This is a genomic window from Lentzea alba, assembly GCF_047445655.1.
GTDB lineage: Bacteria > Actinomycetota > Actinomycetes > Mycobacteriales > Pseudonocardiaceae > Lentzea > Lentzea alba_A.
Genome location: NZ_JAJAEG010000006.1, coordinates 252,265 through 274,439, shown reverse-complemented (window position 1 = coordinate 274,439; position 22,175 = coordinate 252,265). Strand labels below are relative to the sequence as shown.

At 69.3% G+C, this 22,175-nt stretch carries 24 protein-coding genes; 16 read left to right on the top strand and 8 right to left on the bottom strand.

What is annotated here, in order from left to right; genetic code table 11:
- Positions 1-26 precede the first annotated feature (26 nt).
- The 4 genes from LFM09_RS12270 to LFM09_RS12255 all read left to right on the top strand — a co-directional run bounded on the left by LFM09_RS12270 (position 27) and on the right by LFM09_RS12255 (position 4,363).
- Complete coding sequence (locus LFM09_RS12270) at positions 27-719, top strand: NUDIX hydrolase (protein WP_414096514.1); 693 nt, start codon at positions 27-29, stop codon at positions 717-719.
- Between the two features lie 95 nt (positions 720-814).
- Entirely contained in the window at positions 815-1,297 is a 483-nt protein-coding gene (locus tag LFM09_RS12265; protein WP_414096513.1) for an NUDIX domain-containing protein, read from the top strand.
- A 199-nt stretch (positions 1,298-1,496) separates the two neighbouring features.
- Positions 1,497-2,357 (top strand): hypothetical protein, encoded by an 861-nt coding sequence (locus tag LFM09_RS12260; RefSeq protein ID WP_414096512.1) that lies wholly within the window; start codon positions 1,497-1,499, stop codon positions 2,355-2,357.
- Complete coding sequence (locus tag LFM09_RS12255; RefSeq protein WP_414096511.1) at positions 2,354-4,363, top strand: hypothetical protein; 2,010 nt, start codon at positions 2,354-2,356, stop codon at positions 4,361-4,363. The genes LFM09_RS12260 and LFM09_RS12255 overlap by 4 nt, the downstream gene beginning before the upstream one ends.
- Before the next feature lie 4 nt (positions 4,364-4,367).
- Here LFM09_RS12255 and map read toward each other — a convergent pair whose 3' ends face one another.
- Positions 4,368-5,147, bottom strand: a complete 780-nt coding sequence (gene map, locus LFM09_RS12250; protein ID WP_414096510.1) for a type I methionyl aminopeptidase — start codon at positions 5,145-5,147, stop codon at positions 4,368-4,370.
- A gap of 135 nt (positions 5,148-5,282) precedes the next feature.
- Between map and LFM09_RS12245 the strand changes: the two genes are divergently transcribed.
- Entirely contained in the window at positions 5,283-5,837 is a 555-nt protein-coding gene (locus LFM09_RS12245) for an EF-hand domain-containing protein (protein ID WP_414096509.1), read from the top strand.
- A gap of 177 nt (positions 5,838-6,014) precedes the next feature.
- Here the strand turns inward: LFM09_RS12245 and LFM09_RS12240 are convergent, their stop codons facing one another.
- Complete coding sequence (locus tag LFM09_RS12240; protein ID WP_414096508.1) at positions 6,015-7,553, bottom strand: tannase/feruloyl esterase family alpha/beta hydrolase; 1,539 nt, start codon at positions 7,551-7,553, stop codon at positions 6,015-6,017.
- A gap of 11 nt (positions 7,554-7,564) precedes the next feature.
- The gene (locus LFM09_RS12235; RefSeq protein ID WP_414096506.1) at positions 7,565-8,200 is read right to left on the bottom strand and encodes an AfsR/SARP family transcriptional regulator; all 636 of its coding nucleotides are present in this window, start codon (positions 8,198-8,200) and stop codon (positions 7,565-7,567) included.
- 89 nt (positions 8,201-8,289) lie between these two features.
- Here LFM09_RS12235 and LFM09_RS12230 point away from each other — a divergent pair, with 89 nt between their 5' ends.
- Positions 8,290-8,961, top strand: a complete 672-nt coding sequence (locus LFM09_RS12230) for an AfsR/SARP family transcriptional regulator (RefSeq protein ID WP_414096505.1) — start codon at positions 8,290-8,292, stop codon at positions 8,959-8,961.
- Here LFM09_RS12230 and LFM09_RS12225 read toward each other — a convergent pair.
- Positions 8,945-9,775, bottom strand: coding sequence for a TIR domain-containing protein (locus LFM09_RS12225; RefSeq protein ID WP_414096504.1), 831 nt, complete (start codon positions 9,773-9,775; stop codon positions 8,945-8,947). The genes LFM09_RS12230 and LFM09_RS12225 overlap by 17 nt on opposite strands.
- Before the next feature lie 37 nt (positions 9,776-9,812).
- Here LFM09_RS12225 and LFM09_RS12220 point away from each other — a divergent pair, with 37 nt between their 5' ends.
- From LFM09_RS12220 to LFM09_RS12200, 5 genes are all read left to right on the top strand, one after another.
- Entirely contained in the window at positions 9,813-11,282 is a 1,470-nt protein-coding gene (locus tag LFM09_RS12220; RefSeq protein ID WP_414096503.1) for a protein kinase domain-containing protein, read from the top strand.
- Positions 11,283-11,398: 116 nt separating this feature from the next.
- Positions 11,399-11,866 (top strand): cupin domain-containing protein, encoded by a 468-nt coding sequence (locus LFM09_RS12215; protein ID WP_414096502.1) that lies wholly within the window; start codon positions 11,399-11,401, stop codon positions 11,864-11,866.
- 83 nt (positions 11,867-11,949) lie between these two features.
- On the top strand, positions 11,950-12,792 hold the full coding sequence (locus LFM09_RS12210) for a polysaccharide deacetylase family protein (protein ID WP_414096501.1): 843 nt from the start codon (positions 11,950-11,952) through the stop codon (positions 12,790-12,792).
- A complete protein-coding gene (locus tag LFM09_RS12205; RefSeq protein WP_414096500.1) occupies positions 12,789-14,939 on the top strand; it encodes a penicillin acylase family protein in 2,151 nt (716 codons plus the stop codon). The genes LFM09_RS12210 and LFM09_RS12205 overlap by 4 nt, the downstream gene beginning before the upstream one ends.
- A 4-nt stretch (positions 14,940-14,943) precedes the next feature.
- The gene (locus tag LFM09_RS12200) at positions 14,944-16,290 is read left to right on the top strand and encodes a PLP-dependent aminotransferase family protein (protein WP_414096499.1); all 1,347 of its coding nucleotides are present in this window, start codon (positions 14,944-14,946) and stop codon (positions 16,288-16,290) included.
- On the opposite strand, the gene LFM09_RS12195 is transcribed toward LFM09_RS12200, so the two are convergent.
- Both LFM09_RS12195 and LFM09_RS12190 read right to left on the bottom strand, forming a co-directional pair.
- A complete protein-coding gene (locus LFM09_RS12195; protein WP_414096498.1) occupies positions 16,274-16,468 on the bottom strand; it encodes a ferredoxin in 195 nt (64 codons plus the stop codon). The genes LFM09_RS12200 and LFM09_RS12195 overlap by 17 nt on opposite strands.
- Before the next feature lie 2 nt (positions 16,469-16,470).
- Positions 16,471-17,673: a cytochrome P450 gene (locus LFM09_RS12190; RefSeq protein ID WP_414096497.1), complete on the bottom strand. Its 1,203-nt coding sequence runs from the start codon at positions 17,671-17,673 to the stop codon at positions 16,471-16,473.
- A 73-nt stretch (positions 17,674-17,746) separates the two neighbouring features.
- On the opposite strand from LFM09_RS12190, the gene LFM09_RS12185 reads away from it, so the two are divergent.
- From LFM09_RS12185 to LFM09_RS12165, 5 genes are all read left to right on the top strand, one after another.
- Positions 17,747-18,385, top strand: coding sequence for a TetR family transcriptional regulator (locus LFM09_RS12185; protein ID WP_414096496.1), 639 nt, complete (start codon positions 17,747-17,749; stop codon positions 18,383-18,385).
- Positions 18,386-18,474: 89 nt separating this feature from the next.
- Positions 18,475-19,128 (top strand): Crp/Fnr family transcriptional regulator, encoded by a 654-nt coding sequence (locus LFM09_RS12180; protein ID WP_414096494.1) that lies wholly within the window; start codon positions 18,475-18,477, stop codon positions 19,126-19,128.
- A gap of 85 nt (positions 19,129-19,213) precedes the next feature.
- Positions 19,214-19,543: a hypothetical protein gene (locus LFM09_RS12175; protein ID WP_414096492.1), complete on the top strand. Its 330-nt coding sequence runs from the start codon at positions 19,214-19,216 to the stop codon at positions 19,541-19,543.
- Between the two features lie 93 nt (positions 19,544-19,636).
- Positions 19,637-20,326 carry a hypothetical protein gene (locus tag LFM09_RS12170; RefSeq protein ID WP_414096491.1) on the top strand — a complete coding sequence of 230 codons (690 nt, stop codon included), beginning with the start codon at positions 19,637-19,639 and terminating at the stop codon, positions 20,324-20,326.
- A complete protein-coding gene (locus LFM09_RS12165) occupies positions 20,305-21,171 on the top strand; it encodes an aminoglycoside phosphotransferase family protein (RefSeq protein WP_414096490.1) in 867 nt (288 codons plus the stop codon). Before LFM09_RS12170 ends, LFM09_RS12165 begins: the two co-directional genes overlap by 22 nt.
- 37 nt (positions 21,172-21,208) lie before the next feature.
- On the opposite strand, the gene LFM09_RS12160 is transcribed toward LFM09_RS12165, so the two are convergent.
- Entirely contained in the window at positions 21,209-21,550 is a 342-nt protein-coding gene (locus tag LFM09_RS12160) for a hypothetical protein (RefSeq protein WP_414096489.1), read from the bottom strand.
- 30 nt (positions 21,551-21,580) lie between these two features.
- On the bottom strand, positions 21,581-22,072 hold the full coding sequence (locus tag LFM09_RS12155) for an RICIN domain-containing protein (protein ID WP_414096488.1): 492 nt from the start codon (positions 22,070-22,072) through the stop codon (positions 21,581-21,583).
- Between the last annotated feature and the right edge of the window lie 103 nt (positions 22,073-22,175).

Here is a 22,175-nt window from a genome sequence, read left to right as displayed (position 1 = left end):
ACCGTCCGGTCAGTACGCTGCCCGCCATGACTCGCCGACCTCGGCAGACCGTCGCGCTCACCGCGGATCTCGTCATCCTGACGATCCGCGAGGGCGTGCTGTGCGTGCTGGTCGTGGAGCGCGGCAACGAGCCGTTCGCCGGCCGGTTGGCGTTGCCCGGCGGCTTCCTGCGGGGCGAGGAGAGCCTGGACGAGACGGCCGCGCGTGAGCTGGCCGAGGAGACCGGGCTCGACGCCGCTGATCTGCACCTGCAGCAGGTCGGCGTCTACTCCGCGCCTGATCGCGATCCGCGTCAGCGGGTGGTGACGTGCGCTTACCTGGCGATCGCGCCGAACCTGCCGTTGCCCAGCGCCGGTTCGGACGCGCGGGCGGCCCACTGGCTGCCGGTCGACGAGGTGCGGCGCAGCGGGTTGGCGTTCGACCACGACGAGATCCTGCGCGACGCCGTCGAGCTGGCGCGGGCCGAGTTGCAGTTCCGGACGATCGCGACGGCGTTCTGCGCGGACGAGTTCACGATCGGTGAGCTGCGCGAGGTGTACGAGGCGGTCTGGGGGGTGGAGCTGGACAAGCCCAACTTCCACCGCAAGGTCACCGAGTCCGCCGGGTTCGTCGAGGCGACGGGGGAGAAGCGGCCCAGTCCCAACGGCCGGCCCGCCGCGCTCTACCGCGCCGGTGGTGCGGTCACGTTGTCGCCGCCGATGATGCGGCCGCGGTCCTGACGCGTGTTCGTGTCTGATTGACAATTGGCTTGTCATAACGAAGTTCTTTCGTCGAACCACTTGATGTCAATCTGACAATAACCTAGCCTTCCGGTATGGCTGAAGGTCGGAGGCTCACCGCGGACGTCGTGTTGTTCACCAAGCAGGACGGTGTGCTGGCGGTCCTCGTCGTGGAACGGGGGAAGGGGCCGTTCGCCGGCGCGCTCGCGTTGCCCGGCGGGTTCGTGGAGCCGGACGAGCGTGCGGCCGACGCGGCGGCGCGAGAGCTCGCCGAGGAGACCGGCATCGCGGTGCCGCGGGATCGGCTGAGGCGGTTCGGGCGCTATCGCAAGCGTGGCCGGGATCCGCGCGGTGCTGTTGAGAGCGTGGCGTTCCACGCGTATGTCGCCGGGGCTCCCGCGCCGGTGGGAGGGGGTGACGCCGCCGGTGCCCGGTGGGTGGGGCTGGCGGAGTTCTTCGGAGTGGACACCGCGGTCGCGTTCGACCACCGCGAGATCGTGGCCGATGCCATCGCTCACCGGTTCGGGTTTCGTTACCGCGTGGAATCGGTGCTGGACATCAGGTTTCCCGGTGGTTGAGCGTCCTCTTGGGATGTAACGAAAGAATGGTTTGACGCGAAACGCAGGGCGGGGTTAACCTCCTCCGCGCCGCGGGCCCCTGTCCCGCGAGTCTCAGAGCTCTGCACCCAGAACGAATCGGCCGTGTCGCGGACTCGCCATCCGCCTGTTTGTCGCGCGTGAAAGTCCCTTTGCAACGGGATTCTCTTGGGGTGGAACGATGATCGTGATTCTGACCGCGTTGCCGGTCGAGCAGGAAGCGGTGCTGGAGCACCTGGTGGGTGTTCGCGAGCACCGGCACGAGCTGGGCACGTTGTTCGACGTCGGCACGCTGCCTGGGCATCCCGGGCGCGAGGTCGCCGTCGGGGTGACCGGGCAGGGCACGCTGGCCGCCGCCGCGCTGACCGAGCGGGCGATCGCCGAGTTCTCGCCGGCCGCAGTGCTGTTCGCCGGGATCGCCGGCGGGTTGCGGCCGTGGCTGGAGATCGGCGACGTCGTGGTGGGCACCAAGGTGTACGCCTACCAGGGCGGCAAGAGCGAGGACGCCGAGTTTCTGGCGCGGCCGCGGTCCTGGGACATCTCGCACGAGCTGGAGCAGGTCGCCCGCCGCGTGCACCGCGCTCGCGCGTGGCACGCCGATCCCGCCCCCGAGGTCTGTTTCGAGGCCATCGCCGCAGGTGACGTGGTGCTGAACTCGACGACCTCGTCGGTGGCGGATGCGTTGCACCGCAACTACAACGACGCGGTCGCGGTCGAGATGGAGAGCGCCGGGTTCGCTCTCGCCGGGCATCTCGCGGGCCGGGTTCCGACGGCGGCCGTGCGGGGCATCAGCGACCGCGCCGACGGCACCAAGTCCACGACGGACCGGAACGGGGGCCAGCTCCTCGCCGCGCGCAACGCGGCGGCGTTCGCGGTCGCGTTGGCCGCCGCGGTCCAGGACAACGGCAGCTCTGCTAAGGCCTCGGAGCCGCTTCCGCAGGTGCACAACCAGAACATCGCGCAGACCGGCGCCAACGTCGGTCAGCAGATCGGCGTGAACACGGGCGACTTCCACCAGCACGTGACCCGGGAGATCCGATGAACAACCAGAACTTCGCGGAGTCGGGAGCCGACGTCGGTCAGCAGATCGGCGTGAACTACGGCGACACCGCGTTCCACAACGAGTCGATCTACAACATCAACCAGGGCGACCCGCCGGAGCGCCGCCACGACGTCGCCCGCAACTTCCTCGCCGCGGGCGTCCCGCGCACGGCCGAGAGCATCTTCGGTGATCTGCTGCGGGAAGGGCACATCACCGCGGAAAGGGCGTACTACTACGTGCTGTCCGTCGTCAGCGGCCGGTCGTGCGGCAACGTGGACGGTGAGCTGTTCAAGAACATCCGCGACGCGCGCAAGATGGCGCTGTCGCTGCCGCACGACGGTTGGCAGGACGCGTTCACCGTGGTGTGGCGGTTGATGAGGTTCGTGCGGGGCGAGGTCGAGGGCGGCAGGCCGACGGAGAACCTGGACGACGTGCTCGGCGCGTTCAGCGGGTTGCCCGCGGACCGTCAGGACGAGATCGCCCAGCACGTGAACATGATGCTCAGCGGTGCGTCGCAGACCAAGCTGGAGGGCGCGTACGCCGAGCGCGTCGTGACTCAGCGGATGTCGAACGACCGCAAGCGCCGGGCGTGGAAGTTCTTCGAGCCGGAACCGGCGCCGCCGCGCCCGTACGTCGCGGCCGAGACCAAGGCGGAGCAGAAGGACTGGCTCCAGTTCGTCATCGGCGGCGCGTTCGCCGTCATGGGCGTGCTCTCCAGCTTCGCCGGCACGTCGTTGCCCGGCGTCCTGCTGGCGCTGCCGCTGGTGGCGGTCGGCGGGTTGCTGGCGGTGTTCCACGGCGCCGAGCGGGCGGCCACGACGATGTGGGCGCAGATCCGGCACAACCAGGTCGCACCGCACACGGTGGCGGCGCGCTCGCCGGGCCACTGGGTCCCCACGTCGTTCGTCCGGGAGATCCACCGGGTCGTCGACAGCCGATTCACCGAGGCGCGTCCACACGTGTCCGGCGACTGGCCTGGGTACACCGCCGGCATCCGGTCGCATCTCAAGCAGCGTTTCGTCGACCTCTACGGCAACGCGCAGGTCCCGGCCGGCGCGGTGGGCTGGCTAGCGCTCTGGCACGCCCGCAAGGTCGCGTCCGGGTGGGCCGACAACGGCCTGTTCAACTTTCCCCGGCCGTCCGAACGCGACACGCTCCTGCACCGCGTCGGAATCGGCGTCGCCGTGGTCGCGCTGGTCCTGCTGGTCGCAGCCAAAGGGGGTGGCGCCGCGGTGCTCATCGCGGGTGGCGGGTTCTTCGTGGTCCAGGGCGCCACGCGAATCCGCAGCCTGCAGCGCATGAGCGCACTGGCCCGCGCCCACGACGAGCAGATCTTCGCCGCCGAGAAGCACGGCTACGAGGAGTGGCTGCGCGTGCTGGCCGACCGCCCGTCCGACGGCGAGATGGCCCGCTGGCTGGCGATGGACAAGATCTACCTGAAGAACGACCTGGTGCGCCGTAACAACCTCACGACCCACGACCTCGTGACGCACGTCGTCATGACCGAGGGTGCCGACGGCGCGGACCGCGCGCGCGTTCGGCGCGGCCCGATGCGCTACTCGAAGTACGAGGTGCAGATCTTCCTCCTGACCCGCAGCGGTGTGCGGGAGTCGCGGCAGGAGCTGAACTTCCTGACCGGCGAGGCACGCAACGAGCGCCGCAACCTCTTCCGCTACGACGCGCTGGCGTCCGCGAGCGTCCGCGAAACCGGCGTGCGCGCCACACGCGGGTTCGGTGAAGACACCCAGGAGGTCGAACGCCTCCGCAGCCGCCGCTTCTGCCTGACGTTGGTCAACGGCAGGGACATCACCGTCGTCGCCGAGAACTTCCGCAACGCCAACGACACCGTGCTGGAGGACGAGTCCGAGCTGTTCCTCGTGGCGCTGCAGACCTCCGGGATCGACGCGGCGTTGCCGATCCTGGAGGCGGTGGCAGCGGAGGGCAGCGACTGGATCGCGCGCGAGCAGGAACGCCGCGAGCAGTGGTCCCGCGACTGGTACGAGTGATGCTCTAGCGGTTCTCGGACGGGCGACGGGTCAGCACCAACGGCCCGTCCTCGGTGATCGCGACCGTGTGCTCGGAGTGCGCGGTCCGCGATCCGTCCGCGGACCGCAACGTCCACCCGTCCTCGTCGAAGATGATCCGGTCGGTCGTGGCCGCGAGCCACGGTTCGATGGCGATGGTCAGGCCGGGCCGGAGCTTCATGCCGTGCCCGCGCCGGCCGTTGTTCGACACGTGTGGCGCCTCGTGCATCGTGCGCCCGATGCCGTGCCCGCCGAACTCGAGGTTGGGCGTGTACCCGAACTCCGCGGCGACCTCCCCGATCGACGCCTCGATGTCGCCCATCCGGTTACCTGGTTTGGCGGCCAGGATCGCGGCCTCCAGCGCCACCTCGGTCGCGCGGATGAGGTGCAGGTCTTTCTCGCTCGGCGTGCCGACGATGATGGAGAGCGCCGAGTCGGCCACCCAGCCGTCGATGCTCACGGCGATGTCCATGGTCAGCAGGTCGCCGTCCTGCAGCACGTAGCTCTTCGGCAGGCCGTGCAGGACCGCGTCGTTGACCGACAGGCAGATCACGTTGCGGAACGGGCCGCGGCCGAACGACGGCGAGTAGTCCCAGTAGCAGGACTCGGCGCCGCGTTCGGAGATCATGCCGCGGGCGTGGAGTTCGAGGTCGAGCAGGTTGACGCCCACGGCGGCCACTGTGGAGAGCTCTTCGAGGAGCTTTCCGACGAACTGGCCGGTGATGTGCATGCGTTCGACTTCGGCGGGCGACTTGAGCTCGATCAACGTGATCCTCCGTAGGCGGGTACCGGTATAACTATACCGCGTGGTCGCCGGTGATGATCCTGGAGGCTGAACTCCGTCACCTGGGTGGGCGACGTGGTTTGCGCTCACCCACGTCACGTCTCCACAGTGCCGGGCATGAAGCAGGTGCTGCAGCACAGGATCGACTCGACGTTCGCCCACTACGACGTCAACGGTAACGGCGTCATCGAGCTCGCGGACATCTACGCGCTGGCCAACCGCCTGCTGCAGGCGTTCGGGGAGCCGGCGTCCTCGGAGCGCGGGGGTGAGCTGGTCGACGCGTACGACCGGTTCTGGGAGTTGCTGGTCGAGCACTGCGACGCCGACCGGGACGGGCGGATCGGGCCGGAGGAGTACCGCGAGGCGATGATGTCGGCGTTCGTCGAGGACGGGCCGTTCGACGCGGACTTCCTGGAGGTCGTGCAGTCGTTGCTGGACATCGCGGACACCAACGAGGACGGCCGGGTCGACGCGGACGAGTTCCAGGTGTTGTTGAAGGCGCGGGGGCTCACCGAGGCGGAGTGCGGGATGGCGTTCGCGCACCTCGACACCGACGGTGACGGGGCGATCAGCGTGCAGGAGTACGTGGCGGCGGTGCGGGACTTCTACACGAACCCCGCCGAGGACACGCCTGGTGCGTGGCTTTACCCGACGTCGTTGCAGCCGGCGTAGAGAACCGGCTGCAACGACAGGCAACCTAGACGCAGCGGTAGCTCGACGCCGACGAAGGATCACCGACGCCGACGTAGCGCGAGATCTGCGGGAGCGGGCACAGGTTGCGGGAACCGGTGGCCGAAGCAGCCGGCAACACAGAAGGAGCCTTGCCNCCCGCCCCCCACGACAGGCAACCTAGACGCAGCGGTAGCTCGACGCCGACGAAGGATCACCGACGCCGACGTAGCGCGAGATCTGCGGGAGCGGGCACAGGTTGCGGGAACCGGTGGCCGAAGCAGCCGGCAACACAGAAGGAGCCTTGCCGCGTTCCACCCAGACGACCAGCGCGCCCAGCGGGTTGGTCGGCTGGGGGCCGTTGCCGCCGGTGCAGTGGTCGACGCCGGGGGCCAGGAACAGGCGGTAGAAGTCGTTCACGTGGCCCATGCGGCGTTCCACGTCCGAGCGGTACTTGAGGGTGCCGCCGGGTGGGATGAGCTGGTCGTTGGTGCCGATGAACGTGAGCAGCCTGCCGCCCGCGCGACGGAACGCCGACAGGTCCGGGTTCGACGTGCCGATGACCGCGTCGAACTCGCGCACCGACTGCTGGAACAGCGCGCGGAACTGTGCGTAGCTCAGCGACGAGGTGTCGAAGCCGGGCTGCTTCAACAGGAAGCTGGACACCCAGGCGGAGGCCACGGGGAAGCCGGGGCCGGGCAAACCGGGCAGCGTGCCGGCGAGCCACACGGGATCCGCGCCCTTGGGCAGGCCCGGCCACAGGGAGCGGCCGAAAGCGTCCGTGGGGCCGTTCCAGATCTTGCGCATCACCTCCGCATCGGCAAGGGAGACGACAACTTCCTTGCCGTCGCACAAAACAGAAGTGCCGACCAGGCGTCGCGGGTCGTAGCCGCAGCGGTCGGGGCGGTCGACGATGTTGTTCGTCACGCCGTCCCCAGAATCGCAGGCAGCAATCGCGGCCTTGCGGAACGCGTCGAGCACGCAGTTGCCGAGGATGTGGCCCTCGTTGTACTGCACGGTTTGCGGCCACAGTGTCGCCACGGCGAACTGGGACCAGTTCACGGCGGGCGCGGCCGCGAGGATGCCGTCGTAGTCGGAGGGGAACTGCTGCGCTTCGGCGTAGCCCTGGCGGCCGCCGGTCGAGCAGCCGTTCCAGTACGCGTAGGACACCGAACGCTGGTAGTGCTTGCGCACCACGGACTTCGCGATCACCGCCGACTCGTGGACCGAGCGAGAAGCGAAGTTCGTCAGCAACGTGGAGTTCACCTTGCCGTCGACGACGGCCCAGCTGGTGTCGAGGCCGGTCAGGACGCCGGCGTCGGTGGTCACAGCGGCGTAGCCGTCCTTCACGGCCTGCACGAACGGGGCGCCGGTGTCGCCGGCCGCGTAGGCGCTCCCGCCGACGTCCTGGAGGCGGCCGGACCAGCCGGCCTCTGGGAGCGCGACCACGGTGCGGGCGTGATCACCCCCGTGGGTCACGGTGACGGTGATCTCGCACCACGCGGGCACGTCGTGGATCGGAGCCGGTGCGGAGAAAGGGGTTTGAGGGAACGTGACCGTCCCACCTGGACGGCGCACGGCGTCCACGGACTCGATCTTGGCGCCGGCGGGTGCGGTGACCGCGATCGGTGCGCACGAGGAGCTGGCGGTGGCCGGCGCGAGTGGCACCAGACCGGAAATGAGCACGGTTGTTGCCAACAGCTTTGTCAGTCGTCTCACGCGGCGCGACGTTAAGCGCGTGGCGTTGACAAACGTTGTACGCGCAGGCCGGGACCGGGGCGCAGGCCGAGGTCCTCGTCCAGCAGCCGGGTGATGCGGCGCTGAGCGGCCAACGCTTCGGCACAACGACCTCGGCGCACCAGAGCCTCGATCAGCAACTCCCACACCCGTTCGCGATAGGGCTCCGCCGCCGTGGCCGCGACAAGCTCACCGATCACCGCCGGATCACCGAGCGAGGCAGCCCAGAGGTCTTCCTGAGCCGTGGCCCGGAGTTGGTCGAGCCACGTGCGACGGCTGTCGAAGAAGGCACCGGACAACCCGTCGAGCGCCCGCCCGCGCCACAGGTCCAGTGCGCCCTTCAACTGCCCGAGACGGAGCTTCGAGAGGAACACCGAAACGTCCACAGTGGCCGGATCGACGACCATCCGATAGCCACCGGCTTCCGCCACAATCGCGCAGCCGGTGAGCAAACGCAGGCGCGACACGTACGTGCGCACCGTCGATGCGGCACCAGCAGGCGCGTCCGGACCCCACACCGCGCACACCAGATCCTCCAGCGTCACGTGGGAGCTCAGCAGCAGCACGGCGAGAACTCCGCTCTGCTGCGGAGATCCGAAGCTCACCGGGCCGAGCAGCCTGAAGTCCACACCTCCATTTCAGCAGAAAACCGATGACGTACACCGACACCGTCACCTGACGCTCGCGACGAGAACCCCGAACGACTTCCACTGCAGCAGTGAGGTTCAAGGTGCTCGGCCCGCCGAGGCTCGTGCTTGACGGCACCAGCGTCGACCTCGGCAGCCCGCAGCAGCAGGCCGTGCTGATGATGCTGATCACCGGCCCGAAACGGACAGGAGAGCTGGTCGACGGCCTGTGGGGCGGAGCGGCGCCACCGGCGGCGGACGGCGTCATTCGGACGTACCTCTGCCGGTTGCGGCGGATTCTCAGCCCGGCGATCAGCACCCACAACGGGTTGCACACGCTCGACCCAGCGCTGTTCACGCTCGATGCCGATGAGTTCGACGAACTGGTCAAGAAGAACCGGCCGAAGGAGGCCCTGGATCTCTGGATGGGCACCGCCCTGGCTGGCGTCCCCGGCGAAGCCGCCGAACGGGAACGCTTCCGGCTGGAGCAGCAACGACTCAACGCCACCCTGCAGCTGTTCGAACTACGACTGGCCCGGGGAGACCACGCCGAAGTAGCCGCCGAAGCACCATTGATCATCCACCGGCACCGGCTGGAGGAACGGCTGTACGAGCTCTACCTGACCGCACTGCACCGCTGCGGCCGGCGCGCCCAGGCGCTGGAGGTCTACCGGAACGTCCACGCCCTGCTCGCGCGAGAACTGGGAGTGCCTCCAGGTCCCCGGCTGAGGGCCGCCCACGAGATGATCATCCGGGCCGAGTGATCAGGTACAAGATCACCAGGGCGATCAGGACGCCGAGCACCACCCACGTCCACGGGTCCGAGGCAGGGACCTGAGGCTGTGTCACCGAAGGCTTGCGAACCGGGACCGGCTTCGGACGCAGCTGGTGAGCCCTGACGGCCGCGAGGACTGCGGGCTGACGGAGCTGCGCGGCGAGCAGGTCGCGCACCCGCTCGAGTTGCGCGACCCTGGCCGGATCCGGTGGCGGTACGACCATGAACGGGCTCACCACCTCGTCGAGCGTGGGACCGGCGGTGATCTCCGGGAGGTCGCACTCCTTCACGTCGTTCACCAGCGCCCAGCTGAACGCGTCGAGGAACTCCTCGTAGTCGTCCCGGTAGCGCTGTTGTTTGACGAGGGCGGCGAGCCCTTTCTCCTGGTACACCTCGCCGTAGTCGTGATGCGAGTGCTGGATGCGCGCGAGCACGTCCGGCAACGGGCCCAGCCGCCACTCGGGCTGCCACAGCACCGGTTTGATCAGCCTGCTGCCCGGCACGTGCCGGTCGACCCGGTTGCGGAACACGGCGAACTCGCGGCCGCAGTAGTCGCTGGCCAGGTACGACACGCTGATCAACGCGATGTAGGTCTTGCTCCGGCGCAACGCCGTCAGCAGGGCGTGATCGAAGTCGTCGCCGTGCTCGGTGCGGGTGTCCATGTACCCGACGGCGCCTGCGGAAAGCCCCTTGTACGCGGGGTTCTTGGCGCGCACGGCGGCGACCAGGTCTTCGTAGAACCGGGTGACGTGCGGACCGTCCGCGCGCCCGTAGCTCAGCAGGAAGTGCGGCGGAGGGGGCACGGCGAGGATCGTAACCACGGCTGCAAGACTTCGCGGCATGCGTGAGGTGGGAAACGGGCGCTACCAACTGGTTCGTGAACTGGGCCGGGGCGGCATGGGCGTCGTGTGGCTCGGCCAGGACGCCGTCCTCGGTCGCGACGTGGCGGTCAAGGAACTCCTGCTGCCCGGCAACGTGCCCGCGGCGGAACAGGCCGTGTACCAGGAACGCGTGCTGCGCGAGGCCCGGATCGCGAGCCGGCTGACCGACCCCGCGGTGGTCGCCGTGTACGACCTCGTCAAGGAGGACGACCAGACGTTCATCGTGATGGAGCTGATCAACGCTCCCACGCTGGACGAGCTGGTGGACCTCGACGGCCCGCTCGACGTCCGCGCGGCCGCCACCCTCGCCTCGCAGCTGCTGAACGCCCTGCAGTCGGCCCACGAGTCCGGCGTCGTGCACCGGGACGTCAAGCCGGGCAACGTGATGGTGCCCGCGCGCGGCACGGCGAAGCTCACCGACTTCGGCATCGCCCAGGCGGTCGACGATCCGAAGCTGACCGCGACCGGCACGTTGATCGGCTCGCCCGCGTACATGTCGCCGGAACGCCTCGCCGGTGGACCCGCTTCCCCGGCGTGGGACCTGTGGGCGTTGGGCGCCACGTTGTTCTACGCCACCGAGGGTTTCGGGGCGTTCGACCGGCCCACCACGTCCGCGACGATCCTCGCGGTGATGAGCGAACGACCGCAGCCGCGCCGGGTTTCCGGTCCGCTCGGCGAGCTGATCACGGGCCTGCTGGAGCCGGACCCGCAGCGACGGCTGGGAGTTGAGCAGGCGCACCGGCTGATCGAGCGGGCACTGGCGACCGGCCCGCAGCACGAGGTGGTCTCGCTGGGTGCCGCACCGCCGCCGGCGCCTGCCCCACCGGTCCAGGTCCCGCCGCGAAGACGCCGCCCGGTCGGCGTGATCATGTCCGCGACCCTCGTCCCGCTGTTCCTGATCGGCGCGCTGGTCTCGTTGTACATCACCGTGTTCAAGCCGATGTTCACCACCTGGGGCCTGACCGGGCCCGCGAGCACCGCCGCGATGCAGCCGGTGCTGACCCTGGGCCCGGAGGGCGACATCAAGGGCGACGGGCTCCGGGCGTTCCACAAGGACTGCCTGACCTGGACACCGCGGAAGGACGCCCCGGAGATCAGGTCGCAGGACGACGTCGGCTGCTACGCCGAGCACGAGACGGAGCTGCTCGACACCGTCCTCGCGAACACCGAGACCGAGAAGGACGTGCCGTACCCCGGTGCCGACGAGCTGACGAAGATCGGCGGCACCGCGTGCACGCGCACGTTCCTCTCGTTCGCGGTGCTCGGCGAGGACAAGGAGAAGACCCTGCGGTACTGGGTGGTCATCCCGACCGCGGAGGCGTGGAAGGTCAAGACGGAGAACGGCTACCGGCGCTCGAGCCGCGTCATCCACTGCTTCGTGGGCAAGGCCGACGGCTCGAAGCTGACCGAGCCGATCATGAAGCCCTGATCAACGTCGAACGGACCGCCGCACATTTCTGTGACAGCCGATGGTTCTTGTCACATCTCCGCTCGCGATTCGGTCTTGTAGACAGGACATACACGAGAACAAGGGGGATGGTCAGCATGTCCTACCCGGAGAAGGTGTACCTCGGCGAGAACGGCGAGGTCAGCGCGAACTTCCGGCCTGCGGACACCCCGCCCGAGCTCGGCCAGGAGGGCGACGGCATCCACTACCTCGCCACCACCGAGACCACACGCGGCGAGTACGGGCTGTACCGGGTCATGATGAAACCCAGAGCGGGCGGCCCGAGCACGCACTTCCACCGCACGATCTCGGAGTCGTTCTTCATCCTCAGCGGCACGGTGAACCTGTACAACGGTGACAAGTGGGTCGACGCGAAGCAGGGTGACTTCCTGCACGTGCCGCAGGGCGGGCTGCACGCGTTCCGCAACGACTCCGACGCGCCGGCCGAGATGTTGCTGCTCTTCACGCCGGGCGCGCCGCGTGAGGAGTACTTCGAGAAGCTCGGCGGCATCGCGAAGGACGAGCTGACCGCCTTCCGGGAGAAGCACGACTCGTACTTCCTCTGACCGGTCCACGGCGGTGGTCCACTCAGGACCGGATTCCTTGGGCCAGTCTCCTGAGCGGACCACCGAAGCGGTGCAGTGGAGGCATGTCACTTCAACTACCAGACGGCATGCGGATGGCCGTCGCCATCACGCTCGACTTCGACGCCCATTCCCCGTGGATGGGCACGATGAACACCACCAGCCCGTCCGCGTTGTCCCGCGGCGACTTCGGGGTCGAGGTGGGGGTGCCGCGGCTGCTGGAGCTGTTCCGGCGGCTGGACATCAGGACCACCTGGCCCACGCCGGGCCACGACCTGGTGACCTTCCCGGCGGCCATCGAGTCCGTGCTCGCCCACGGGCACGAGATCGCGGCCCACGGCGCCTACCACGAGAACATCCGCGCGCTCAGCCCCGAACGCGAGCGGGAGCTGATGGAGCTGCAGCTCTCCCAGCACGAGAAGATCGTCGGCAAACGGCCGCGCGGCTACCGTTCGCCCGCCTGGGACTTCACCGACAGCACGCTCGGCATCCTGGAGGAGGCCGGATTCGACTGGGACAGCTCGTTGATGGGCCGCGAGTTCGAGCCCTACCACCCGCGGCCCGTCGAGGTCCGGTACGAACAGGCCAGCACGTTCGGTGAGCCGAGCCGGATCCTGGAGATCCCGGTGTCGTGGTTCCTCGACGACCTCATCGCGGTCGAGTACCTGCCCGGCGTCTCCGCCGGGATGGGTGACCACCGGGCGATGTTCCAGCGCTTCCGCGACGTCTTCACCTATGCCTACCAACGGGTTCCCGGCGCGGTCTACACGTTGACCGTGCACCCGCAGTCCATCGGGCGGGCCCACCACATCGCCGCGTTCGAGGAGCTGTTGACGCACATGCGCGGGATGAGCGGACTCTGGTGGCCGACGCTCTCGGACGTCTACGACGCTTGGACGGACGAATGAACATCCCAGGGCTCACCGCCGAGGTCGAGGTGCTGATCGACCGGTGGGGTGTGCCGCACATCTACGCCGCCAACGAGCACGACCTGTTCCTGGCACAGGGTTTCGTCGCCGCCCGCGAGCGCCTGCAGCAGATGGATCTGTGGCGGCGCAAGGGTCTCGGCCTGCTGTCGGAGGTGTTCGGTCCGTCCTTTGCAGAACAGGACAGGGCGGCGCGGCTGTTCCTCTACCGCGGTGAGCCCGACTGGGACGCCTACGGGCCGTCCACCAGGCGATCCGCGGAGGCGTTCGTGGCCGGGATCAACGCGTTCATCGACCTGGGAAAGGTCCCCGGCGCGGGACGGTGGAACGCCGAGGACATCATCCGCATCCGGACCAATGCCTTCTACCCCAACGTGGACCAGGAGGTCGCCCGCGCGGTCACGCTGGCCAAGTACGGCCCGGAGGTCGAGGACCTGCGCAGATTCCGCACCGAGGGACACCGGATCGTCGTGCCGGACGGGCTCGATCCCGCCGAGATCCCAGAGGACGTGCTGAGGGTGTACCGGCTGGCGTTCGGGCCGGTCGCGGGCGGTGGCAGCAACAACTGGGTGATCGGCGCGTCGCGGACCCGCAGCGGCCGGCCGATCCTCGCCAACGACCCGCACCGGGCGATGACCGTGCCGTCACTGCGGTTCGTCACGCACCTGGTCGCGCCGGGGATCGACGTGATCGGCGCGGGAGAACCGAGCCTGCCCGGCATCTCGGTGGGGCACAACGGTTCCATCGCGTTCGGGTTGACGATCTTCGCGATGGACCAGGAAGACCTGTACGTCTACGACACCGACGAGTGGGACGAGCCGGAACGGATCACGGAGCTCGTCCCGATCAGCGGCGAGGAACCGCGCGAGGTCGAGCTGGCGTACACCCGGCACGGCCCGGTCCTGAAGGAGGGCGACGGCAAGGCGTTCGCGCTCAGAGCGGCCTGGCTCGAACCGGGGATGGCGCCCTATCTCGGTGGTGTGCAACTGATGCGGGCCAAGGACACCAGGACGTTCCGCGCGACGCTGAAGAGCTGGGGTGCCCCAGCGGAGAACCAGGTCTACGCGACGCCGGACGGTGAGATCGGCTGGCAGGCCGCGGGTCTGCTGCCGGTGCGCCGCGGCTGGGACGGCACGCTGCCGGTACCGGGCGACGGGCGCTACGAGTGGGACGGCTTCAGGTCGACGGACCTGCTTCCGGGCGTCGTGAACCCGCCGGAGGACCTGATCGTCACCGCGAACGAGCAGAACTTCCCGGACGGCGAACGGGCGGGCATCCCGGTCGGGTACGACTACTGGCTCTCCCCGCAGCGCGCCGAACGAATCCGCGAGGTGCTCACCACCGGCGACGACTGGACCGTCGCGGACAGCCTCGCCCTGCAGGCGGACGAGTTGAGCCCGCTCGCCAGAGAGGTCGTGCCGATCCTGCTCGACGCGGTCGACTCCACCGAGCCGATGGTCCGCAGGGCGCTGCAGTTGCTGCGGTCCTGGGACTTCGTGGAGTCCGTCGACGCCGCGGCACCGGCCGTGTTCCAGACGTGGTTCCGCCGGCACCTGCGGCCGGCGTTGCTGATGGACGCCCTCGCACCTCACGCCGGCGCGCATCCGCTGGACGAGGTGGTCGAGGCGGTGCTCCCGGAGGAGGGCTACGGCGGCGACCCCCGGATCGACCTGCGCCTGCTGCACGCGCACCCGTCGCTGAAGCCGTTGATGCAACGGACGTTCGCCGACGCGGTGGCGGAACTGGTGACGGACCACGGCTCGTGCCCGGAGTCGTGGCAGTGGGGCGACCTGCACACGCTGACGTTCGGAGCACCCGGTCTGCCGCCGATCCCGCGCGGTGGGAGCGGTGACACGGTCAACAGCACGCCGTTCGACCGGTCGTTCCGGCAGGTGCTCGGTGCCTCGTTCCGGATCGTGATCGACGTGGGGGACTGGGACTCGTCGGTCGCGGTCAACGCTCCCGGCCAGTCCGAGCATCCGACCGGCACGCATTACGACGACCACATCGACGCCTGGGCGCGCGGGGACGCGTTTCCGCTGTCGTACTCACGACAGGCGGTGGAGCGGGTCGCCGAGTCGCGGCTGGTGCTGCGGCCTGTCACAAATGGACGGTCGGTCTGGTCTTAGCTGCATGACTGACCTGCACCTGGAAGTCCGCGGGACGGGGGTGCTGGCCGGGCTGACCGAGGCGCTGCGCGACGCGGTGCGCACCGGCCGGCTCGCGCCCGGCACCACGCTGCCCTCCAGCCGCCGGCTCGCCGAGGACCTCGGCGTCGCCCGCAACACCGTGGTCGCCGCCTACAGCGAACTGATCGACGAGGGCTGGCTGACCGCTCGCCAGGGTGCGACGACCCAGGTCGCGGACCGCAGAACCGGGCAGCCGCGCCCGGTCGCCCCGCCCGTTCAGAACGAGCGCCCGCTGCACGACCTGCGTGCGGGCTGGCCGGACGTGTCGTCTTTCCCGCGCGCGGAGTGGATCAAGGCGACCAAGCGCGCGCTCGAACGGGCCTCCGTCGACGCGTTCGCCTGCAGCCCACCGGCCGGGCGCCTCGAACTGCGCCGCGCCCTGGCCGACTACCTGCCCAGGGTGCGGGGCGTGTACGCGGACCCGTCGCGGATCGTGATCTCCGCCGGCGCCTCCCACGGCATCGCGCTGCTGGCCGCCGCGTTGCGGGCCCGGCAGGTCGGCACCGTCGCGGTGGAGGCCTACGGACTGCCGTTGCACCGCGATCTCCTGGCCAGGGCGGGGCTGCGCACGCCCGCGTTGCCGGTGGACCGGTGTGGTGCCCGCACCGAACGGCTGGACCGCGGCGGGGCCGTGCTGCTGACACCGGCGCACCAGTTCCCGACCGGCGCCGCGCTGGACCCCGCACGGCGCTCGGCCGTCGTCGACTGGGCCAGGTCGACCGGGGGTCTCGTCATCGAGGACGACTACGACGGCGAGTTCCGCTATGACCGCAAACCCGTTGGCGCACTGCAGGGTCTCGATCCCGAGCACGTCGTCTACCTCGGCACGGCGAGCAAGGCGCTCGCCCCCGGTATCCGCCTCGGCTGGATGGTCGTGCCGGAGTCGCTGGACCTCACCGGCGTGCTCGGCGACTTCGGCCTGACCGGGGCGGTCGAGCAGCTCGCGCTCGCGGAACTGCTCGACTCCGGTGCCTACGACAAGCACGTCCGCACCATGCGGGCCCGCTACCGGCAACGCCGCGACGAGCTGGTCAGCGCGGGAGTCCAGGTGTCCGGCATCGCCGCGGGTCTGCACGCCCTCATCGACCTGCCGCCCGGCACCGAGAAGGCCACCCTGGACAGCGCGGCCGCACGCCGGTTGGCCGTGCTGGGGCTGGACGAGTTCCGCCATCCCGCCGTGCCCCGGTGCCGGGACGCTTTGGTCGTCGGGTTCGGCACACCGTCACCCAGCGGCTGGCCAGGTGCGCTGGCGGCGTTGCGGCGGGTGCTGCCCGTCAGTCCTCGACGGTGATCGCCGACGCCGGGCAGACGGCGGCAGCGTGTCGCACGTCAGCCAGCCGGGCTTCCGGTGGGCTCGCGTCCAGCAGGTCCACCAGCCCGTCGTCGTCCCGTTGGTCGAACACGTCGTCCGCGGCCAGCACGCACTGCCCGGCGCCGACGCACTTCCCCTGATCCACCAAGACCTTCACGACTACCTCCAGGTCACGGGCAGCTCGGCGACACCACCTGTGAGCGTGGCGCGGACCTCCAGCTCGTCGAGGTCCTTGGCCAGCCGCAGCTCGGGCAGGCGGCGGGCCAGTGCCGAGAACACGACGCGCAGCTCCGTGCGGGCCAGCGATGCGCCGATGCAGAAGTGTGCGCCGTGCCCGAAGCCCAGGTGTGTCCTTTCCGGACGGTCGGGGTTGAACGCCTCGGCGTCGGAGTAGACGTCGGTGTCGCGGTTGGCCGCGTTGATCGACAGCACCAGCGCGTCACCGCGGTTGATCGTCACGCCCGCGATCTCCACGTCCTCGTGCGAGTACCGCAGCAGCCCGAGGTCACCGGGTGCGCCCAGCCGCATGATCTCCTCGACGACGGCGTCGACCCGCCCGTCGGGATCGGCCACCAGCTCCTCCCACCGGGAGCGTTCGGTGAGCAGGAACAACGTGCCGAGACCGATGCGGTTGACGGTGGTCTCGTGGCCCGCGAAGAGCAGGCCGACGCAGAGCCGGACCATCTCCTCGTAGTCGAACGACGGGTCCTCGCTCTGCGCGCGGACCAGGTCGGAGATCACGTCCTCGCCGAGTTGCGGGCGCTTGGCCTCGACCAGCCCGACCATGTAGCGGAAGAACTCCTCGCGCGCCCGGTGGGCCTCCTCACCGATGGTCAGGTTGGCCATGCGCTCGGACAGGTGGGCGAAGGTCTCGTGGTCTTCCTGCGGCACCCCGAGCAACCGGCAGATCATCGCGACCGGCAACGGGTAGGCGAGCCCGGCGTGCAGGTCGACGACGGACTCGTCCGAGGCGATCAGGCGGTCGATGTAGCCGTCGACCAACCCTCCCATGTGGTCGGACAGCATCCGCATGCGCTTGGCGGAGAACGCCGGCGTGAGCAGGCGCCGCATGCGCGCGTGGTCGGCCTCCTCGGTCTCGTACTCGCCGGTCGGGCCGTCCTGCACGGCGGCGGTGAAGATGCGCGACGCCTTGTCCGGTTCGGGGTGGGAACGGCCGAACCGCTTGTCGCCCAGCAGGAGGCGGACCTCCTCGTACCGGGTCACGAGCCAGGCGGGGTCACCGGCCGGTGTGGTGACCGGCGCGATCGGTGCCTCCCGGCGCAGCACCTCGTAGAGCGGGGCCAGGTCGAGGACGTTCGGCCTGGCCAGCGGCAGCTGTAGGCGTTCGGTGGCAGTGCTCATACCTCGACCGTAGCGATTACTGGCACTCTCTGCCACTAAATGATTCGCCTGGGTGACGTGGTTGAATCGGGCGATGACGGACGTTGTGTCAGAAAAGCCTCGCCGGGGCCGGCCGCCGGTGAGCGACGAGCAACGTCAGCAGCAACGCCTCGACATCTCGCGCCACGCCGTGCGGCTGTTCGCGGAACAGGGCGTCGCCGCCACCTCCGGCGAGCAGATCGCGCAGGCCGCGGGCGTCTCCGAGCGGACGTTCTGGCGCTACTTCCCGCACAAGGAGAGCTGCGTCGAGCCGTTGCTCACCAAGATGATCGACGCGTTCTGCGTCGTGCTGCGCGCCTGGCCGGCCGAGCTCGAACTGATCGACCACCTGCGTGCGGCCTACACCCCGTTGCTCGACGACGCGTCCGACGACGACATCGAGGCGGTGCTCGAAGTCGTGCGGCTGACGCAGAACGAACGTGCGCTGCGTGCCGCGTACCTCGTGCTCCGCGAACGGGCTGAGCACGCGCTGGCGGACGTGCTGGCGAACCGCACGGGCCTGCCGCGGGAGTCCATCGACCTCCGGGTGCAGGCCGCCGCCATGAGCGCCGTGCTCAAGGTCGCCACCGACGACGTCGCCAGGTCGACGAGCCGGGGCGTCACTCGGGTCACCCTCGATCAGCACCGCGAGCAGATCGCCGACGCGCTGCGCGGGCTGTCCCGGTTGCGGTAGTCGACGGCCGGTTCTGCTGACCAGGCCCTGGACATGATTTAGATCGATCGGGGCAGTGTGCGGCGTGCTGTTGCAGGAATCATGGAAGCATGGGGATTGACCGGTCTTTCATGGGGATGCTCGACGCGACTGATCGCACAGCGTTGCGAGACGCCGCGACCAGCGTCGAGTTTCCGCCTGGATCGGTGATCTGTCATCAGGGCGACCCGTCGCGCAACGTGTTGGTGGTGTCTCAGGGGCGGATTCGGGTCAGCCGCTTCGCCGTGACCGGTGAGGAGAACGTGCTGGCCGTCCGGGGTCCGGGCGAGATCATCGGCGAGCTTTCCGCTGTCGACGGCAGGCGGCGCTCGGCGACTCTGACCGCGGTGGATTTCGTGTGCGGCATGGTGATTTCCGCCCGTGCGTTGGAGAAGCTGTGCCGCGAACGGCCGGGGATCGCGTGGGCGATGGTGCGGGTCGTGACGTCACGCCAGCGCGCCATGGTCGACCAGCAGGACCTGCGGACCGGGCCGTCGCTGTACCGCGTGGGTGCGATGCTGCTCGACCTCGCGCACCGGGGTGCCGGCGACCTGATCGCCACGGTGCCGCTCAGCCAGCGCGAACTGGCGGGGATTGCCGGGATTTCCCGCGAGACGCTCGCCAGGACGTTGAAGATTCTGCGCGACTCGGGAATCATCCACACGCGGCGCAACGGTGTGGAGATTCTTCGCGAAGAAGAATTGCGCGCCTTGTGCGGTATCTGATCGTGTGTGGCATCTGACGCAGACATGTCCGGGTTCTGGCGTTTTCCTGATCAGGCACAGTTCACCGAGCCGCACAGGAGACGTCATGAAGCGCAACTCACTCCCTGACCCCACCTCCCGCTCGGAGGTGCTGCGTGCTCGGCGCAAGTACACCGAACAGGTGGTGTTCGCCGTGATCTTCACCGTTGTCGAGCTCTGGGCGATCGTCGCCGTCGTCGTGCTGCTCGACGACCACGGCGTGCTCGCGGTCGCCGTGTCGATCGTCCTGTCCGCCGCGCTGATAGCCCTGTGGGACATCTGGCGCACGCTGCTGATGTTCGGGCGGGCGCTCCGGGCCTGGTTGCCGGAGACGTTGCCCGCGGCGGAGGAAGAGGTCGAACCCGACCGTTCTCCGAGCAGTTTGCTGAGGCTCTGATCCCGGTGTGGCCGCCTCGGGGGTGCGGCCACACCACTACTTCTCGGACCGTGGTCCGATGTCAGCGGGAGGGCCGGTCCCTGGCGTCGAGGCATGAGGGTCCTCGCGTTGGTGGCCGGTCCGCTGGTGTGGTTCGCCGCGTTGCTCGTACGGCATCTGGGTGTGGAGACGGCCGGGTTCACGGCCGCCGAACGGGCGCGCTTCGACGCCGAACCGTTCGCGGCGCCGGAGCAGCTGGCGGCTTACGCACGGCAGCCGGAGCTGGTCACGGCCGGGTACGCGATGTTCGCACTGGCATCGATCCTGTTGTGCGCCACCGTGATCGTGTTCGCCAGAGAGATCGGCGGACGGCTGGCGATGGTGGGAGCGGCGCTGTTCGTGGCGTCGCTGTTCTCACGGCTCCAGCGCTCCGGAATCGACCTGACGGCGTTCGAGCTGGTCGATCGGCTCGGAGTGGAGCAGGCCACGGCGTTCGTCATGGAGTCCTATGTGGACCTTTCGTACGGGTTGTGGCGGGTGCCGGTCACCGCGTCGGCCGGGTCGATCGTCGGGGCGGTGCTGCTGGCCATCGCGGGGTGGCGAGCCCTCGGGGTGGTGCCGAGCCTGTTGCTGCTGTCGTTCGGCTGGGTGTTCCAGGGCGTGCTGAAGGAAGCGACGCTGGCCGCCGTGCTGCGTGCGGGAGTCGCGGCGGTCGTGTTGTTCGGGTGGTGGGCGGCAAGTGGCGGTGATCCCGTTCGAAGGCGGGAGGTAGCGTGGGCTCGATGGAAGATCTGGGGAACATGACCACGCGGTTGTCGGCGCGGTTCGGGCCGGAGGTGTCGGTCTGGTGCGCGGACGTGCCGCGGCTGGTGGAGCGCACGGCCGGCCGGTGGGGACTCTCGGTGGGCGCGGAGCTCGAACCCGGCGCGGTGTCCGTGGTGTTGCAGTGCCGGTGGTCGAACGACACACCCGCGGTGCTGAAGCTCAGCCCGGACCGCGAGTTGCTGGCCGCCCAGGCCCGGATGCTCCGGCTGTTCGCGAGATCCGGCCGGGTGCCCGCCGTGCTGGCGCTGGACGGGTCCGCGCTGGTGCTCGAAGAGGTGCTGCCGGGCACGCCCGCCGAGGCCCTGCCGGCCGCTGCCCTGCCAGGACTGTGGGCGGACCTGCTGGACGCGTTGCACCGTGTACCGCCGCAGCCCGTGGGGTTGCTGCGCGGGCGGTGCGAGGAGTTCTTCGCACGGATCGGGCGGCGGCTGACCGAGCCCGTGATCGGTGCGCGGATCAGCGAAGCCGCGTGGAGCCGGGCGATGCGGCGGTGCGAGCGGCTGCTGGACACGGAGACGAAGACCGTCATGCTGCACGGTGATCTGCATCTGGGCAACGCACTCGTCGGGCCGCGCGGCCTGATGGCCATCGATCCCAAGGCGTGCGTGGGTGACCCGTGTTTCGACGCCGTCGACCTCGTGGTGGCCGGTGCGGGGCAGGAAGGCGTCGCGGCGCGGTGCGAGAAGGTCGCGAAGGCCTGCGGGCTCGACGCCGACCGGCTGTTCGGGTGGAGTCAGGTGATCGCGCCGCTGCTGGCGGTCGCGCACCTGGGCAACGGTGGCCACGACAAGGCGGTCGAGGAACTGCTCGCGGTGTCGAGGTGATCGGGTGCCCCCTCTGCTCGGGGGCACCCGACCAACGTCACCACCAGCCGTTACAGCGGCCGGTCGAGCTGTCGCACAGGCGGAACGCGATCTTCTTCACGTCGGAGTAGCTGCCCGAGAAGGACGAGTTGCGCACCACACCGTCCTCGGAACGCTGCAGGTACGTGCGCGAGGGCAGCGACGACGGACCGTCCGTCCACCACCTGCCGTCGTAGTCGTTGCCGTCCCAGACCCATGACTTGCACAACGGCAGCGTGCCGCCTTCCGGTCCGCGCAGGTCGGCGCACTGCTGGGCGGCCGAGGCGGGCGAGGCGGCGAGGAGGGTCGCGCCGGCGACCGTGGCGAGCACCACGGAGATCTTCTTGGCAGCGGAAAGCATGGTGTTACCCCAGTTTTCTTCGAGATCAGATCAGGCGTCGATGAAGCGGGCGTCGAAGTACCAGCCCTGCTCGCTGCCGCCGTTGGCGGACCACTGGACGACCTTGGCGCCGTTCGCGGTGCTGCCGCCGCCGGAGACCGACGCGACCTTGCCGCTCTTGCCGTTGACCAGGTAGCCGTTCGAGGAGTCCCAGGTCTGCTCGGCCTCGCCGTTGCAGGACCACTGGATCAGCTCGGCACCGTTGGCCGTGCTGCCGCCACCGGAGACCGAGAGGCACTTGCCGCTCTTGCGGTTCTTGAGCTGGCTGCCGGACCAGTACCAGAGCTGCTCGCCGCCGTCGTTGCAGCTCCACTGGATCACGTTGGCGCCGTTGGAGGTGCTGCCGCCACCTTCGACGGACATGCACTTGTTGCTCTTGTAGTTCACGAGGTTGTAGTAGGTCGCCGCGCTGGCCTGCGGGGCCAGGGTCGCGGTGAGGCCGACAGCGGTCAGAGCAGCGAAAACCGTTCTGCGGAAACGCAAAATCGCACCCCAGGTGTGATCGGAGCGGGCCGGGCGGCCCACGTTTGCAACGTTACAAACGCTGCGGGCGCGCTCCCACTCCCGTTGATCATGTTCGCCTGGA